We start from the raw sequence: 17,292 nt of genomic DNA, 5'->3' as shown, positions 1-17,292 counted from the left end.
GATATGTTCGTTTCATATAAATGGCTCCAGGATTACGTAGACTTAACTGGAGTATCGGCAAATGAATTAGCTGAAAAAATTACTAAAAGCGGGATTGAAGTAGAAGGCGTTGAAATCCTAAATGAAGGTATTAAGGGTGTTGTGGTTGGTCATGTAGTAGAACGTGTGCAGCATCCAAATGCCGATAAATTAAGCAAGTGTCAGGTTGATATTGGCGAGGGTGAGCCGGTTCAGATTATCTGCGGTGCGCCGAATGTCGCCCAGGGTCAAAAGGTAGCCGTTGCAAAAGTTGGTGCCGTTCTTCCAGGAAATTTTAAAATTAAGAAAGCAAAGCTTCGCGGCGAAGAATCAAACGGTATGATTTGTTCTTTACAAGAGCTTGGCATGGAAGGAAAAATTGTTCCTAAAGAATACGCAGAAGGAATCTTTGTTTTTCCAGCAGATGCAGAGGTCGGGACAGATGCACTTGCCTTGTTGAATCGCGACGACGAAGTTCTTGAACTTGGGTTAACGCCAAACCGTGCTGATTGCTTAAGCATGTTAGGTGTTGCTTATGAAGTGGCAGCGATTCTTGGCAGAGAGGTTACGCTTCCGGAAACAAGCCTAGAGCCGATTAGTGAAAAGGCAACGGATTATGTAAAGGTTGTTGTCGAGGCGACTGAGGATAATCCGCTATACGTTGCGAAAATGATTAAAAATGTGAAAATCGGGCCGTCACCACTTTGGATGCAAACCCGCTTAATGTCTGCGGGAATCCGTCCGCACAATAACGTGGTTGATATCACAAACTACATTCTTCTCGAATATGGCCAGCCGCTTCATGCGTTTGACTACGACCGTTTGGGTTCAAAAGAAATCCTTGTCCGCCGTGCGAACGATGGCGAGAAATTTGTGACGCTTGATGATGTAGAGCGCACATTAACGGCTGACCATTTAGTGATCACGAACGGAACAGAACCTGTTGCGCTTGCTGGTGTAATGGGCGGTGCCAATTCTGAGGTAACTTCTGATACGACTACTGTGTTATTGGAAGCAGCTTATTTTAACGGAGCAGCAGTAAGAAAAGCGTCTAAAGATCACGGCCTGCGCAGTGAAGCTAGTGCCCGCTTTGAAAAAGGGGTAGACCCGAACCGTGTACGTGTTGCTGGTGAACGTGCGGCCTACTTAATGGCTAAATACGCTGGCGGTGAAGTTTTAGAAGGTGCAGCAGAGGTTGATACATTAACTGTTGAGCCGGCAGTGGTTTCAGTTACTCTTGAAAAAATCAATCGCGTACTTGGAACCGGCCTTGAAATGAAGGATGTGGAAGCCATCTTCGACCGCCTTCAATTTGGGGTTTCTGTTGAAGGGGACACGGTTACTGTAACGGCACCAACACGCCGCGGCGATATCAAAATCGAAGAGGATTTACTCGAAGAGGTTGCCCGCCTATTCGGCTATGACAACATCCCGAAAACCTTGCCGATTGGTTCCACAACACCAGGAAAGCTATCTGAATACCAAAAGAAACGCCGTGTCGTCCGTGCTTATTTAGAAGGAGCCGGTCTGTACCAGGCCGTAACTTATTCTTTAACAAGTGAAGAAAAAGCATCTCAGTTTGCTATGGAAAAGCGGGATTTCATTCGCCTGGCGATGCCAATGAGCGAAGACCGCAGTATACTTCGCCTAAGCATCCTGCCACAGCTGCTCGAAGTATTGAAATACAACAGCGCTCGTCAAAATGACAGCCTAGCAGTATACGAAACCGGAAATGTCTTTTTATCTAACGGTGTGGAAGTTCTTCCTGAGGAAAAAGAGCATTTGGCTGGAGCGATTACCGGCCTTTGGAACAATCATTCTTGGCAGGGCGAAAAGAAACCTGTTGATTTCTTCGTTTTAAAAGGTATTTTGGAAGGATTATTCGCAAAGCTAGGTCTGACAGAACGTGTTTCATATGTTCAAGCACAAGTAGAAGGCATGCACCCAGGGCGCACCGCTGAAATCCGGATAGATGGCTCGAAAATTGGTTTTGCCGGCCAGCTGCATCCAAGCGTCCAAAAAGACTTAGATTTAAAGGATACCTATGTATTTGAAATATCATTAAAAGCAGTTCTTGGTGAAGAAACGGAAGCACTGCAATATCAGTCTATTCCGCGCTACCCATCCATCACAAGAGACATTGCTCTTGTGGTAAACCGAGAAACGGTGTCAGGCACGTTGAAGGATATTATCGTTAAAGCTGGTTCACCTCTTTTGAAAGAGGCTTATGTCTTTGATTTATATGAGGGCGATAAAATGGAGGAAGGCAAGAAGTCGATTGCGTTCTCATTGAAATATGTGGATCCAGAACGTACTTTGACAGATGAAGAGGTAACAAAGGTTCACGCGCGCGTGCTTGAGGCATTAAAAGAGCAAGCAGGTGCGGTTTTAAGGGGATAAGTATTAAAAAAGAGTATCCATTGGCGTGGATACTCTTTTTGCGTTGTGCGCCCGGCATGGGTGCAGTCTCTAGGGTGAAAGTCCCGAGCCATGAAGGCAGTAGTAGTGGTTAGCTTAACGCAAGGGTGTCCGTGGTGACGCGGAATCTGAAGGAAGCGAACGGCAAACCTCCGGTCTGAGGAACACGAACTTCATATAAGGCTAGGTATCATTGGATGAGTTTGCAATCCAAAACAAAGTCCATACTGCCGAAGGTGGTACAGAGTAAATGAAGCAGATAGATGGAGGGAAAGACTGCACTCTTACCCGGGGAGGTCTGATTGACAAGCCAAGTACACTTGGTAACCTGTCTAGCAATGGATAGCTGAACAATCAGAAGTCAGCAGAGGTCATAGTACCATTCTAACTCGAGAATGAATGGGAAGGACTGAACTATTAAGAGAGAATGAAGTCTGTACATTCGGCAATTGCATTGAACACAGACAATCCGAAAGGACCTACCTAAAGGAGGAAGCGGTGAATCCGCTGGGGACTCTAGGAGGGTGGAGCAAGAGTCGGCATAAACAGAGCCTTCATTCACGTGGAAAGGAATATCATCATGTTAATGGAACGAATCTTGTCACGAGAAAATCTCTTAACTGCCCTTAAACGGGTAGAGCAGAACAAAGGAAGTCACGGCATAGATGGAATGTCCGTAAAATTCCTACGACGACATCTCTATGAAAACTGGGATTCCCTTCGGGAAGCTTTGAGAACAGGTAACTATCATCCTTCCCCTGTTCGCCGTGTCGAAATCCCGAAACCAAGCGGAGGAATAAGGCTTTTAGGCATACCAACTGTGACAGACCGTTTCATCCAACAGGCAATTGCCCAAGTATTAACCCCAATCTTTGACCCAACCTTTTCTGAAAACAGCTATGGTTTCCGTCCTAATAGGAGTGCCCATAATGCGGTAAGAAAGGCAAAGGGATTTATCAAGGAGGGTTTCCGTTGGGTAATTGATATGGACTTAGAGAAATTCTTTGATAAGGTCAATCATGACAAATTGATGGGGATACTCGCTAAAAGAATCGAAGACCGCATACTTCTCAAACTAATCCGGAAATATCTTCAATCAGGTGTAATGCTCAACGGTGTCGTTCAATCAACGGAGGAAGGTACTCCGCAAGGAGGACCTCTGAGTCCTCTCCTTTCAAACATAATTCTTGATAAACTAGATAAAGAATTGGAAACCAGAGGACATAAGTTTGTCCGTTATGCGGACGACTGCAACATTTATGTTAAGTCATTAAAAGCAGGAAAACGTGTAATGGAATCCGTTTCGACGTTTATCGAGCAGAAACTGAAGTTGAAGGTAAACAGGGATAAGTCGGCAGTTGACCGCCCGTGGAAACGGAAATTTCTTGGTTTCAGCTTTACTTTAAATAAAGAACCGAAGGTACGAATTGCGAAAGAAAGTATTAAACGCTTTAAGACGAAGATCCGAGAAATTACCTCTCGGTCAAAATCTTTTCCAATGGAAGTAAGGATTGAAATGTTAAACCGTTATCTAACAGGATGGTGTGGGTACTTCGCCTTAGCTGACACACCAAGCAAATTTAAAGAATTCGATGAATGGATAAGAAGAAGACTCAGAATGTGCAAATGGAAACAGTGGAAGAAACCTAAAACCAGAGTCAGGAAACTAATAGGTTTAGGTGTCCCTGATTACAAAGCATATGAATGGGGCAATTCCCGAAAGAACTACTGGAGAATCGCATGTAGTCCAATATTACACAAAACCCTCGATAACTCATATTGGAGTCAACGAGGGTTGAGAAGTCTATATAATCGTTATGAATTTCTACGTCAATCTTAATGGAACCGCCGTATACCGAACGGTACGTACGGTGGTGTGAGAGGTCGGGGGTTAGTCACCCCCTCCTACTCGATTATTTGTATTTTTCGTAGAGGGTTTCATATTGTTTTGCAAGGGAGATATCTAGGTCGGTTAAACCTCCAGCATGCCAGGAGGTTATTTTTATAGTGACCATTTTATAGTCAATCGATATGAATGGATGGTGATTTTTTTCTTCGGATAATTGGGCGATGTCATTAACGAATGCAATCCCTTTTAAAAATTCCTGAAAGCGGTACTTTTTTACGATGAACTTGCCGTCCAGTTTCCAGCCGGTTAGACTATTAAGCTCAGCAGCAATTTCTTCTTCACCTAATCTCTTCAAGTCAATCCCTCCCTTAATTTTCACTTTCTCTTCTTATTAACTAAGGCCACTGCTTTTTCAGTATTCGCAAAATGCATCTTTACAAACGATGACAGCACATCTTGCCCTTTTTTCAAAATAAGCCTGGCAGCTGCCTCATCCACCTGGGCACCGGCTCCCTTCGGTACTCGAAAACCGGCCGCCTCACTTAACTTGTCAATGTATTGGATAAATGCATAACGAGCCAGGATGCTGGCAGCGGCAACCGCCAAATGAATGCCCTCGGCCTTGGTGCTAAAATAAACATTTTCCCGCGCGATTGCTTTTTGTCCCTTTAGATGCTGAAAATAGGTGCCCTCCTGGACGAATTGGTCAATCAAAATCGCGTCAGGCTTTTCAGGAAGAATCTTCTCTAAAACCTTCAAAATAGCCTGATTATGAAGCAAAGCCTTCATTTTCCCCTGTGACATACCAGCCGCTTGAACCTGATTATACTTTTCATTTCTCAACGTCATTAGGCTAAAGGGAACAATATCCTTGATCACCTTTGCGATTTCAATTATTTTGTCATCGTTTAAATCCTTCGAATCTCTAACTCCCAATTCTTTTAATAAAGGAATATCCTTTTTCCGTACATAAGCAGCTACAACCGTAATCGGACCGAAGAAGTCCCCAGTGCCGACTTCATCCGAACCAATGACAGACCATTCACTAAAACCGGCCGGAAGCCCCGCCCCTGCCTTGGCAGAGGAAGACGTCATTTTTCCATTGCCGGCTGCCTTCTTGGCAGGCCCGGCTCCTGAAGCGGCCCCGCCCCATCTTCCCGCTTCCTTCTCACAATCATTCCCTTGAAACAAAACCTTTCCCGATTTATAAGCGGTAATGGCACAACCGGGAGTTTTCGCGGCAAACACGCTTCCGGGCGGAACCTTATCCGTTAAATGCTTGCTGTAAAAGTCTTTCATCTTTAAAATGGTATTCATATTACATACTAAAACAACATTTGCCATTAAAAGCACCACATTTCTATTATATATATTCATTATTACAACTTTTCGACTTTAATCTTTTCATGTTATGATATACTGTAGGATTCCTGAAAGGGGCATTAACATTGTCGAATACTCAGAAAAATAGAATTACCGTAGAAATTTACGGGCAACAATACGTGATCTTAGGCACGGAAAGTCCGAGTCATATTCGCTATGTAGCATCGTTGGTCAACGCTAAAATGCGCGAAATTAGTTCTAAGAATCCAGGACTCGAGGTAAATAAACTTGCAGTTTTAACAGCAGTTAACGCAGTCAATGATTATATCAAAATAAAAGAAGAGATGGAACGACTGACGATAGAACTTCAAAAAGAAAAGGAATAAAAACAATGTTAGATTTAGTGATTATTTTATTTTTAATTATTGGTTTTTTTGTCGGCCTGAAAAGAGGCTTTATCCTGCAGCTTGTACATTTAACAGGGTTCATAATTGCCTACATCGCCGCCTATATTTACTACGACGATCTTGCACCAAAACTGACCCTTTGGATTCCTTACCCAAACCTTGGCGAGGATACGGCATTAAAAATTATCACTGATGCCGCAAACATGGAGACCGCCTTTTATCGGGCGATCGCTTTTGTTATTATCTTTTTTGCTGTAAAGGTGATTATGCAGATTATCGGGTCCATGTTTGATTTTATCGCCCATTTACCGGTACTAAGGCTGTTGAACGTATGGGCTGGTGGAATTTTAGGATTTTTGGAAGTCTATTTAATTATCTTTATTGTATTATATATTGGCGCCTTATTACCAATTGAGATTTTCCAAAATATGCTAGATGGCTCCTTCATGGCAAAGGCGATTGTGAATTACACCCCTGTTCTTTCTCAGCAGATTAAGGACTGGTGGATCGAATATAAAGCTGCGTGAACTTCTCTAATGCAGAGAAGTTTTTCTATTGTTGGAAAAAAGGTTAAAATGAAAATGTGTTAATTAAAGGCAGGTGGAGTTTATGGAAGTGAATAAAAAAGAAGTCATTCGTTTATTGGAAACAATCGCGATTTATATGGAATTAAAGGGTGAGAACCCATTTAAAATTTCGGCCTTCCGCAAGGCTGCAAATGCTTTGGAGACGGACGAACGAAGTTTATTAGAAATAGACGACTTTACAGCACTATCCGGTATTGGCAAAGGGACTGCTGCTGTTATCGAAGAATACATAAAGGAAGGCTTATCCACTGTATTAAAGGAGCTTAAGGAACAGGTTCCGCCGGGTTTGATTCCGCTTCTGCAAATCCCAGGTCTTGGTGGGAAAAAAATCTCCAAGCTTTATCAGGAATTAGGAATTACCGATGTATCAAGCTTAAAAGAAGCATGTGAAGCCGGCCGAGTACAGGGGCTGGCGGGTTTTGGAAAGAAGACGGAGGAAAAAATTTTAAGTGCAATCTCGAACGTGGGGACAAGACCAGAGCGGCTGCCCCTCGCTTACATGCTTCCGATTGCGGAGTGGATTGAAGTGAACCTGGGGAAATTGACCAATATTGACCGGTTCTCAAGGGCCGGAAGCCTGCGGAGGATGCGGGAAACTATTAAGGATCTGGATTTTATCATTGCTACTGATCAGCCAGAAACTGTCCGTGAACAGCTGTTAAAATTGCCGAATATTAAAGAAGTGATTGGCGCGGGGGATACAAAGGTATCAGTTACCTTGGAATTTGATTATGATATATCCGTTGATTTCCGCTTGGTGAAGCCGGAGGAATTTATTACAACGCTGCACCATTTTACCGGTTCAAAGGACCATAACGTGCGGATGAGACAATTAGCTAAGGAACGCGGCGAAAAAATAAGTGAATACGGCGTTGAAAACGTGGAAACAGGGGAAATCCTCACCTTCTCTTCCGAAGAGGAATTTTTCAAGCATTTCGACCTTCCATTTATCCCTCCTGAAGTGAGAGAGGATGGCCGAGAAGTAGATACATTCAAAGCCGATGAGGAATTAATCGAACTTGAAGACATCAAAGGCGACCTGCACATGCATTCGACCTGGAGTGATGGGGCCCATACCATTGAACTAATGGTGGAGGCCTGCCGGGCCAGGGGCTATCAATACATGGCTATTACCGACCATTCTCAGTATCTGAAGGTGGCGAACGGATTAACTCGCGAAAGACTGTTGCAGCAAAAAGAAGAAATTAAGAAGCTAAATGAAAAATATGATGACTTTTTGATTTTATCTGGTGTGGAAATGGACATTTTACCGGACGGCAGTCTGGATTACGAGGATGAACTTCTAGCGGAAATGGATTTTGTGATCGCCTCCATCCATTCAGCTTTTTCACAGCCAAAGGAAAAAATCATGGAGCGCCTAAAGAACGCGCTGCAAAATGCCCATGTTGATTTAATCGCCCATCCGACCGGCCGCAAAATTGGCCGTCGCGAGGGCTATGAAGTGGATATGGACCTACTGATCCAATTGGCGAAAGAAACGAACACAGCATTAGAGTTGAACGCGAATCCAAACCGGCTTGACCTTGCCGCAGAGCATTTACGGAAAGCCCAGGAGGCTGGCGTAAAAATATTAATCAACACCGACGCCCATCAATTGGATACATTAAAGCATATGGAAATCGGTGTGTCCGCGGCTAAAAAAGGCTGGATTAAAAAATCAACTGTAATTAATGCCTTGGATAAAAAGGACTTGCTTAATTTTCTGCATAATAGATAAAAAAGGAGGCTCGCCCTCATGCAAGATAGAGTTTTAAAGGTTTTAGAGTTTACCAAGGTCAGGGAGCAGCTGTTAGAGCACGCTTCCTCCTCCCTTGGAAGAGAAAAAATAAAAAATTTGGTGCCCTCAACAGATTACAATGAGGTCGTTAAGCTGCAAGCCGAAACAGATGAGGCGGCAACTGTTTTACGTATAAAAGGCAATGTACCGCTCTCAGGCATTCACGATATCCACCCGCATATAAAACGCTCTGTAATTGGTGGTGTTTTGAGCCCGCATGAGCTTGTGCAGATTGCCAGCACAATTCATACAAGCCGCCAAATGAAGCGTTTTCTGGAAGAAATTTCCGAGGAACGGACGGAAATCCCAATATTACTTGATCAGGTGGATCAAATTATTCCACTAACGGATCTCGAGCAGGCCATCAAAATGGCCATTGACGAAAGCGGTGAAGTCCTTGATGGCGCAAGCGAACTGCTTCGTTCGTTAAGACATCAGCTTCGTACCAGCGAAGCGCGGGTACGTGAAAAGCTGGAAAGCATGATTCGCTCTTCTAGTGCTCAAAAGATGCTTTCCGATGCGATTATAACGATTCGTAATGACCGTTTTGTCATACCTGTAAAGCAGGAATACCGCGGGCATTATGGCGGGATTATTCATGATCAAAGTTCATCGGGGCAGACGCTATTTATCGAACCCCAAGTGATTGTGCAGCTGAATAACCAGCTCCAGGATATCCGAGTGAAAGAGCATCTGGAGATTGAGCGGATTTTAATAGAGCTTTCCGCCAAGGCAGCAGAATACGAGAGTGAACTTCAGGTCATTGTAAAGATTTTGGCCAATTTGGATTTTGTTTTTGCAAAGGTCCGCTATGGGCGAAAGATAAAAGCGTCAATGCCGGCGATGAACAATGAGGGCAGAATCTCCTTATATAAGGCAAGACACCCCTTAATTCCTATCGAGGAAGTGGTCGCGAACGATATTATGCTCGGTAAAGACTATACGACCATTGTCATTACCGGTCCAAACACCGGGGGAAAAACGGTTACCTTAAAAACACTCGGCCTATGCACCTTGATGGCACAGGCGGGCCTGCAGGTACCAGCCCTGGATGGTTCTGAGCTGGCTGTGTTCGGGGCCGTCTACGCCGATATTGGTGATGAGCAATCGATTGAACAGAGCTTGAGTACATTTTCCTCTCATATGGTGAACATTGTTGACATTTTAGAAAGGGTTGATTTCAACAGCCTCGTCCTGTTTGATGAACTTGGGGCTGGTACGGACCCGCAGGAGGGGGCTGCATTGGCCATTTCCATTCTAGACGAAGTTCATAATCGAGGAGCAAGAGTAGTTGCTACAACCCACTACCCGGAATTAAAAGCATACGGCTATAACCGTGAAGGTGTGTTAAATGCAAGTGTAGAGTTTGATGTAGAAACATTAAGTCCAACCTATAAGCTGCTCTTAGGCGTCCCAGGCCGGAGCAATGCTTTTGAAATCTCGAAACGGCTCGGCCTGAATGAGCGGGTCATTGGGGCAGCACGATCGCATGTAAGCGAGGATACAAATCAAATTGACAAGATGATTGCCTCTCTTGAAGAAAGCAGACGTCAGGCTGAAAACGACCGTGATGAGGCTCTTGATTATTTAAAGCAGGCTGAAAAGCTGCACAAAGACTTGCAACAGCAAATGATCGAGTTTTATGAGAAGAAGGACTCGATGCTTGAAAAAGCCGCAGAAAAGGCGGAGGTAATCGTCGAAGAGGCGAAAAGAGAAGCGGAGCAAGTAATTCGCGATCTTCGCAAGATGCGGACCGAAAAGCATGCTGATATCAAAGAACACGAATTAATTGAAGCAAAAAGGCGCCTAGAAGGCGCGGCACCGGAAATCAAGAAATCGGATAAGCTCATCAATAAGAAAACGAAAAAGTATACTTTCACACCAGGGGATGAGGTAAAGGTACTTACGTTTAACCAAAACGGAATTCTGGTGGATAAAGTCTCGGATAACGAATGGCAGGTGCAGATAGGCATCTTAAAAATGAAGGTTAGAGAAAAGGATTTAGAATATATCGGTGCTTCTCAAACAAAACAAACGGAAATGAAGCCGCTGGCGATTGTTAGGGGGCGGGATTCCAATGTGAAGCTTGAATTGGACCTAAGGGGAGAACGTTATGAGGATGCTCTCTTAAAGGTGGAAAAATATATTGATGATGCCCTGCTGGCCAATTATCCGCGTGTTTCCATTATCCATGGAAAAGGAACAGGGGCATTGAGACAAGGAGTTCAGGAGTATTTGCGGAACCATCGCTCCGTCAAGAAAATCCGCTTTGGAGAAGCCGGTGAAGGCGGTTCAGGTGTCACCGTCGTTGAATTTAAATGAAAACTCGCCGATTGACAGGTCCGATAGGACGAAGGCAGAGGAGTAGTTGAATTTATGCTAATCGGAATTTGGAAAAATCTCGATTAGCAAAATAGATTCAGGGGAGAGTAGGCAATGGACCAGTTCTGGGAAAACGAATATATTCAAATAGCGGCCTATTACAGTGTTGTCATTTTATGTATGATTGTATTTTTAGCCGTTTTCGAAATGGTTACGAAATACAAAAATTGGGATGAAATAAAGAAGGGAAATTTGGCTGTGGCAATGGCAACCGGCGGAAAAATTTTTGGCGTTGCCAATATTTTTAGACATACCATTGAAGACCACAGTTCATTGCTTTCCATGATTGGCTGGGGCATATACGGCTTTGTACTGCTGCTGGCCGGTTACTTTATCTTTGAATTCTTAACTCCAAAGTTTAAAATTGATGAAGAAATTCAAAATGATAATCGGGCTGTAGGCTTGATTTCGATGATTATTTCCATTGGGCTATCCTATGTCATCGGGGCAGGAATATCATAAGGGGAGAGAGTTTGTGGAAACATTAGCTAAAGTACTAATAGGATTATGCGGACTATTCGTGGTGCTGGGCGTTATCTATCTCTTATTTTAAATTAAGGAAAATCACCGTGTGAAATTATTGCATGGTGATTTTTTATTTTATAAACATAATGATTACGAAAAAAATCATGAATTTGAAACGTGAATAGACTAGATAAACTATTGCTTATTTAGTTGATAGACAAAAGGTAGTAATTATTTCAAGATATGGAAATGGAAATTGTTTATTGTAAAAATTTGTTCTATAATAGGTTTAGATGTTGGAATTTTCACAATTTAATAAACATAAGGGGGCATATTATGTCGGAGTTAAAACCGTGGTTGAAAAATTATCCTAAAGAAGTACCTGCCACACTGGAATACTCCACAGAACCAGTACACAAATACTTGGAAGTAACAGCCAAGAAGTTTCCGGATAAAGTGGCACTCCACTTTATGGGGAAGGAGCTTACCTTTAAACAGCTCTATGAAGATGCCCAAAGCTTTGCCGGCTATCTGCAGGCGAATCTTGGAGTTCAAAAGGGTGACCGGGTTGCAATTATGCTTCCGAATAGCCCGCAAAATGTTATCTGCTTCTTCGGAATTCTGATCGCCGGCGGGGTAGTCGTGGAAACCAATCCATTATACACAGAACGAGAGCTTGAACACCAAATGAATGATTCTGGCGCAAAGGTCATTGTCACAATGGATATCCTTTACCCGCGCGTCGCAAAAGTAATGCCGCACACTGATTTAAAACACATCATTGTTACCGCTATCAAAGATTTCCTCCCATTTCCTAAAAACTTAGTTTACCCTTACATCCAGAAAAAACAATACGGAATTGTTGTAAATGTAAAACATGAGGGCAGCACCCATTTGCTGACAGAGGTTTTAAAACAAAAAAAGAAAAAATTAATGGAATATGACTTCAATATTGATGAAGATATTGCCTTGCTTCAATATACCGGTGGAACGACCGGCGTGGCCAAAGGTGTCATGCTAACCCATAAAAATGTGAATGCCAATACCACGATGAACCAGGCCTGGGTCTTTAAAGCCCAGCCAGCAAAAGAAGTCATCCTGGGAATATTGCCTTTCTTCCATGTCTTTGGCTTAACCACGGTGATGATTCTGTCCGTAAAGATGGCTGCTAAATTAATTTTAATGCCTAAATTTGATGCGCTTGAGACGTTGAAAACGATACAAAAACACCGTGTAACACTTTTTCCGGGAGCACCAACGATTTTTATCGGACTGTTAAAACATCCAGATTTGAAAAGATATGATTTATCATCAATTGAGGCATGTATCAGCGGCTCGGCTCCGCTTCCCCATGAAGTCCAGGAAAAATTTGAGGCAATTACAGGTGGTAAGCTTGTCGAGGGCTATGGTCTTTCAGAAGCATCACCAGTTACTCACTCAAACTTCTTATGGGGGGCAGTAAGAGTTAAGGGCAGTATCGGCGTTCCGTATCCTGATACGGATTCCAAAATTGTATCTTCTGAAACAGGAGAAGAGATGCCTGCTGGAGAAATTGGCGAACTCATCATTAAAGGTCCGCAGGTAATGAAGGGATACTGGAATCGTCCTGAGGAGACAGCGCAAACAATAAAAGACGGCTGGCTGTATACAGGTGATCTGGGATACATGGATGAAAACGGTTATTTTTATGTGGTTGACCGGAAGAAAGACATGATTATCGCCGGCGGATTTAATATTTATCCGCGTGAAATAGAAGAAGTTTTATATGAACATCCCGATGTTGTCGAAGCAGTCGTCGCGGGTGTGCCAGACCCTTATCGGGGTGAAACGGTTAAGGCGTACATTGTTTTAAAAGAGGGCGTAACAGTTACTGCTGAGGAAATGAACAAGTATGCCAGAAAATTTCTTGCTGCTTATAAAGTGCCAAGACTTTACGAATTCAGGAGTGAACTTCCGAAAACCGCTGTAGGAAAAATACTGCGAAGGATGCTGGTCGAGGAGGAAATTCAAAAATTAGAAGATGAGGCTAAAAAGCACGCGTAACTTGTCAAATATTAATTTTTAAAATATTATGAAGAAAATAGCTTGTCTTTCTTGACAGAAAGTTATATAAAAACTATTATAAAAATATGAATGATGATTCATTCATATTTTTTCTTTTTTAAATTTTCATTGGTTTGTAAATTTTTCTTCAAAGGGGGGAACGTAAGTGAAAAAAATGAAACCAAAATACATGCAAATTATCGATGCCGCAGTGATTGTCATCGCTGAAAACGGCTACCACCAAGCTCAGGTTGCAAAGATTGCCAAGCAAGCAGGAGTGGCTGATGGCACGATTTATTTGTATTTTAAAAACAAAGAAGACATCCTTATCTCACTCTTTGAAGAAAAAATGGGTAGTTTCGTTGAAAAAATAGATGAAGAAATTGCAGGAAAAAAGACGGCGGCAGAGAAATTATTAGTGTTGGTGGAAACTCATTTTCAGCTTCTATCGGAAGACCATCATATGGCAATCGTCACACAGCTGGAATTACGCCAATCCAATAAGGAATTGCGGATGCGGATCAATAATGTTCTTAAAGGCTACTTGCAGGTGATCGACAAGATTATCATTGAAGGCATAGAAACTGGTGAGTTCTCAGAAACCCTGGATGTTCGACTGGCCCGGCAAATGGTCTTTGGCACCATTGATGAAATCGTTACTTCATGGGTGTTGAACGAGGAGAAGTTTAACTTAACAGCACTTGCACCTAAAGTCCATCGTCTTTTAATCAACGGGTTTGCAGGCTGCTAGATCACAAATTAGAGGAGGGATACTATGGATTATTTAAAATGGTCAGTGGAGGACTCAATCGCAACCATTACGTTGCAGCGTCCTCCGGCAAATGCGCTTTCATCAGGTCTCTTACGGGAATTAACCGCAGCACTAGATGAAATTGAACCAAGCCGCGAGATTAGAGCAGTTGTCATCCATGGTGAAGGCCGCTTTTTCTCGGCAGGTGCCGATATTAAAGAATTTACAACGGTAAGTTCTTCAGAAGGTTTTTCAAACCTCGGCAAATTTGGACAAGATTTGTTTGACCGGATGGAGAAGTTTCCAAAACCTATTATTGCCGCAATCCACGGTGCAGCACTAGGCGGCGGGCTGGAACTGGCTATGTCATGCCATATCCGTCTTGTTAGTGAAACCGCGAAACTAGGGCTTCCTGAATTGCAGCTTGGGATCATTCCAGGCTTTGCTGGTACCCAGCGTCTGCCAAAATATGTTGGCACTGCAAGAGCGGCAGAGATGATGTTAACATCCGAGCCAATCACTGGATTGGAAGCGGTTCAATATGGATTGGCTAACCATGCTTATCCGGAAAATGAAGTCTTGGAACAAGCCTATAAACTGGCTGGAAAAATTGCCAAGAAGAGCCCTGGCTCTGTCAAAGCCGCTATTGAACTATTAAACTATTCAAAAACAAAAGAATTTTATGAAGGTGTAAAGCGGGAATCAGAACTATTTGGTGAAGTATTTGTTTCTAAAGATGCCAAAGAAGGCATTCAAGCCTTTATTGAAAAAAGAGAACCTCATTTTAAAGGTGAATAAACTTTCCTAGTCCTCCGAGCGAGTGCTCGCTAGGAAGCTTATTATATTTTTTTATAAAAAATTTTCTCAATCTTTCAAACTAAACAAATGTTTGAATATTTAGGAGGGTAACCATGAACATATTTGTGTTAATGAAAAGAACCTTTGATACAGAGGAAAAAATTACGATTTCCGGCGGCAAAATCAATGAAGATGGTGCTGAATTCATCATTAACCCTTATGATGAATACGCCATCGAAGAAGCGATTCAGGTCCGTGATGCAAACGGCGGCGAAGTAACTGTTATTTCTGTCGGCAACGAAGAAGCTGAAAAGCAATTGCGTACTGCGCTTGCCATGGGTGCAGATAAGGCTGTTCTCATCAATACTGAGGATGATGTTGAAAACGGCGACCAATTTACAACTGCCAAAATTCTTGCTGAATACTTAAAAGATAAAAATGCCGACTTAATCCTTGGCGGAAATGTTGCCATCGACGGCGGATCTGGCCAGGTTGGACCGCGTGTGGCTGAACTTCTAAATATTCCTTATGTAACTACTATTACAAAGCTGGAAATTGACGGAACAAAGGCGACCGTTACTCGTGACGTTGAAGGTGATTCTGAAGTAATCGAAACAAGCCTTCCGCTTTTAGTTACTGCTCAGCAAGGCTTGAACGAGCCGCGCTATCCATCATTGCCAGGTATCATGAAGGCAAAGAAAAAGCCTCTTGATGAGCTGGAATTAGATGATCTTGATCTTGAAGAAGATGATGTGGAAGCAAAAACAAAAACAATTGAAATTTACCTGCCGCCAAAGAAAGAAGCAGGCAAGGTTTTATCTGGCGATTTAGCCGACCAAGTAAAAGAACTTGTTCAACTGCTCCACACTGAAGCAAAAGTAGTCTAATCGGTTTATCATAAAAATTGATTTGCAGGAGGTAAACACTAATGTCTAAAAAAGTATTAGTTTTAGGAGAAGTTCGCGACGGATCCTTACGTAATGTATCTTTTGAAGCAGTTGCTGCAGCTAAAACTGTTGCTGAAGGCGGAGAAGTAGTAGGAGTATTGCTTGGAGAAGCAGTACAAAGCCTTGGTGCAGAATTAATTCAATCCGGTGCAGACCGCGTCGTTGTTGTTGAAAACGAAAAATTAAAGCAGTATACATCAGATGGCTATTCTCAAGCACTATTAGCTGTCATCGACCAAGAAAAGCCTAAAGGTCTTGTTTTCGGTCATACAGCACTTGGGAAAGACCTTTCTCCAAGAATTGCAGCTAAGCTTTCATCAGGTCTAATTTCTGATGCTACAGCTGTTGAAGTGGCTGGCGGAAACGTTGTCTTCACAAGACCAATCTATTCTGGTAAAGCATTCGAAAAGAAAATTGTGACTGACGGTTTAATCTTTGCAACCGTTCGACCAAATAACATTGCTCCACTTGAAAAAGATGAGTCAAGAAGCGGCGAAGTTTCTTCCCTTTCTGTAGAAATCAAAGACCTTCGCGCCATCGTTAAAGAGGTAGTTAGAAAAGCTACTGAAGGTGTAGACCTGAGCGAAGCAAAAGTCGTTATTTCCGGCGGACGCGGCGTGAAGAGCGCAGAAGGCTTTGCACCTCTAAAAGAATTGGCTGCTGTATTAGGCGGAGCAATAGGAGCTTCCCGCGGTGCGTGTGACGCTGAATACTGCGATTACTCCCTGCAAATCGGGCAAACTGGTAAGGTTGTAACTCCAGACCTATACATTGCCTGCGGTATTTCCGGCGCTATCCAGCATCTTGCGGGTATGTCCAACTCTAAAGTTATTGTAGCCATTAACAAAGATCCCGAAGCAAACATCTTCAAAGTGGCAGACTACGGTATCGTTGGTGACTTGTTCGAAGTTGTTCCACTTTTAACGGAAGAGTTTAAAAAACTTAAAGTTCATTCATAATAAATAATGGGGGCGAGCGGGATGTTCCGCTCGCCTTTATCATGAGTTTGCATAGAATACTTACTAGGCAAAAAGGGAAAATTACCTGCGAAACAGATTATTAGCGTGATTTTCCAAACGATGTTATACTTTCGTTAGATTTAAGTATTAATTAGGGAGGCAATGAAAATGGCTATTGCACACGTAACAGATCAAAACTTTGCGGCTGAAACAGGTTCAGGTCTTGTTCTTGTAGATTTCTGGGCACCATGGTGCGGACCTTGCAAAATGATTGCGCCAGTTTTAGAAGAGCTTGATTCTGAAATGGGAGATAAAGTAAAAATTACGAAACTTGACGTGGATGAAAATCCACAGACAGCTTCAAATTTTGGAGTAATGAGCATTCCAACTTTACTAGTGTTGAAAAACGGTGAAGTTGTTGATAAAACTGTCGGCTTCCAACCAAAAGAAGCTTTAGCTGGCTTACTTCAAAAGCATCTATAAGCCCTCAATTAAAATAACCTTAACCGGTACATCGGTTAAGGTTTTCTTTTTTCTAAAGACTCCC

General features: G+C 42.8%; 15 protein-coding genes. 13 read left to right on the top strand and 2 right to left on the bottom strand.

Going from position 1 to position 17,292, the window contains the following annotated elements:
- Window positions 1–3: 3 nt before the first annotated feature.
- Window positions 4–2,418 carry a phenylalanine--tRNA ligase subunit beta gene (gene pheT / locus ACZ5B7_RS23860; protein WP_464491216.1) on the top strand — a complete coding sequence of 805 codons (2,415 nt, stop codon included), beginning with the start codon at window positions 4–6 and terminating at the stop codon, window positions 2,416–2,418.
- A gap of 598 nt (window positions 2,419–3,016) precedes the next feature.
- Window positions 3,017–4,276, top strand: a complete 1,260-nt coding sequence (gene ltrA / locus ACZ5B7_RS23855) for a group II intron reverse transcriptase/maturase (protein WP_464491215.1) — start codon at window positions 3,017–3,019, stop codon at window positions 4,274–4,276.
- A gap of 73 nt (window positions 4,277–4,349) precedes the next feature.
- Here ltrA and ACZ5B7_RS23850 read toward each other — a convergent pair whose 3' ends face one another.
- Both ACZ5B7_RS23850 and rnhC read right to left on the bottom strand, forming a co-directional pair.
- Window positions 4,350–4,640 (bottom strand): 4a-hydroxytetrahydrobiopterin dehydratase, encoded by a 291-nt coding sequence (locus ACZ5B7_RS23850; RefSeq protein ID WP_464491214.1) that lies wholly within the window; start codon window positions 4,638–4,640, stop codon window positions 4,350–4,352.
- Window positions 4,641–4,660: 20 nt separating this feature from the next.
- Complete coding sequence (rnhC, locus tag ACZ5B7_RS23845; RefSeq protein ID WP_464491213.1) at window positions 4,661–5,629, bottom strand: ribonuclease HIII; 969 nt, start codon at window positions 5,627–5,629, stop codon at window positions 4,661–4,663.
- Window positions 5,630–5,733: 104 nt separating this feature from the next.
- Between rnhC and zapA the strand changes: the two genes are divergently transcribed.
- From zapA to trxA, 11 genes are all read left to right on the top strand, one after another.
- A complete protein-coding gene (gene zapA / locus ACZ5B7_RS23840; protein WP_213144651.1) occupies window positions 5,734–5,994 on the top strand; it encodes a cell division protein ZapA in 261 nt (86 codons plus the stop codon).
- Window positions 5,995–5,999: 5 nt separating this feature from the next.
- Window positions 6,000–6,542 (top strand): CvpA family protein, encoded by a 543-nt coding sequence (locus ACZ5B7_RS23835; RefSeq protein ID WP_378584258.1) that lies wholly within the window; start codon window positions 6,000–6,002, stop codon window positions 6,540–6,542.
- Between the two features lie 82 nt (window positions 6,543–6,624).
- On the top strand, window positions 6,625–8,340 hold the full coding sequence (gene polX / locus ACZ5B7_RS23830; RefSeq protein ID WP_464491212.1) for a DNA polymerase/3'-5' exonuclease PolX: 1,716 nt from the start codon (window positions 6,625–6,627) through the stop codon (window positions 8,338–8,340).
- Window positions 8,341–8,358: 18 nt separating this feature from the next.
- Complete coding sequence (locus ACZ5B7_RS23825; RefSeq protein WP_464491211.1) at window positions 8,359–10,722, top strand: endonuclease MutS2; 2,364 nt, start codon at window positions 8,359–8,361, stop codon at window positions 10,720–10,722.
- Window positions 10,723–10,836: 114 nt separating this feature from the next.
- The gene (locus tag ACZ5B7_RS23820) at window positions 10,837–11,244 is read left to right on the top strand and encodes a DUF350 domain-containing protein (RefSeq protein ID WP_423799264.1); all 408 of its coding nucleotides are present in this window, start codon (window positions 10,837–10,839) and stop codon (window positions 11,242–11,244) included.
- A gap of 339 nt (window positions 11,245–11,583) precedes the next feature.
- Complete coding sequence (locus ACZ5B7_RS23815) at window positions 11,584–13,290, top strand: AMP-binding protein (protein ID WP_464491210.1); 1,707 nt, start codon at window positions 11,584–11,586, stop codon at window positions 13,288–13,290.
- 166 nt (window positions 13,291–13,456) lie between these two features.
- A complete protein-coding gene (locus tag ACZ5B7_RS23810; RefSeq protein ID WP_378584250.1) occupies window positions 13,457–14,041 on the top strand; it encodes a TetR/AcrR family transcriptional regulator in 585 nt (194 codons plus the stop codon).
- A gap of 24 nt (window positions 14,042–14,065) precedes the next feature.
- On the top strand, window positions 14,066–14,839 hold the full coding sequence (locus ACZ5B7_RS23805) for an enoyl-CoA hydratase (RefSeq protein WP_464491209.1): 774 nt from the start codon (window positions 14,066–14,068) through the stop codon (window positions 14,837–14,839).
- Between the two features lie 113 nt (window positions 14,840–14,952).
- Complete coding sequence (locus ACZ5B7_RS23800) at window positions 14,953–15,726, top strand: electron transfer flavoprotein subunit beta/FixA family protein (RefSeq protein WP_423799261.1); 774 nt, start codon at window positions 14,953–14,955, stop codon at window positions 15,724–15,726.
- A 41-nt stretch (window positions 15,727–15,767) separates the two neighbouring features.
- Window positions 15,768–16,745, top strand: a complete 978-nt coding sequence (locus ACZ5B7_RS23795; RefSeq protein WP_464491208.1) for an electron transfer flavoprotein subunit alpha/FixB family protein — start codon at window positions 15,768–15,770, stop codon at window positions 16,743–16,745.
- Window positions 16,746–16,913: 168 nt separating this feature from the next.
- Entirely contained in the window at window positions 16,914–17,228 is a 315-nt protein-coding gene (gene trxA / locus ACZ5B7_RS23790) for a thioredoxin (RefSeq protein WP_423799260.1), read from the top strand.
- The last annotated feature ends 64 nt before the right edge of the window (window positions 17,229–17,292 follow it).

It is taken from the genome of Neobacillus sp. S1115 (assembly GCF_055385565.1).
This window is presented reverse-complemented; position numbering and strand designations above follow the sequence as displayed.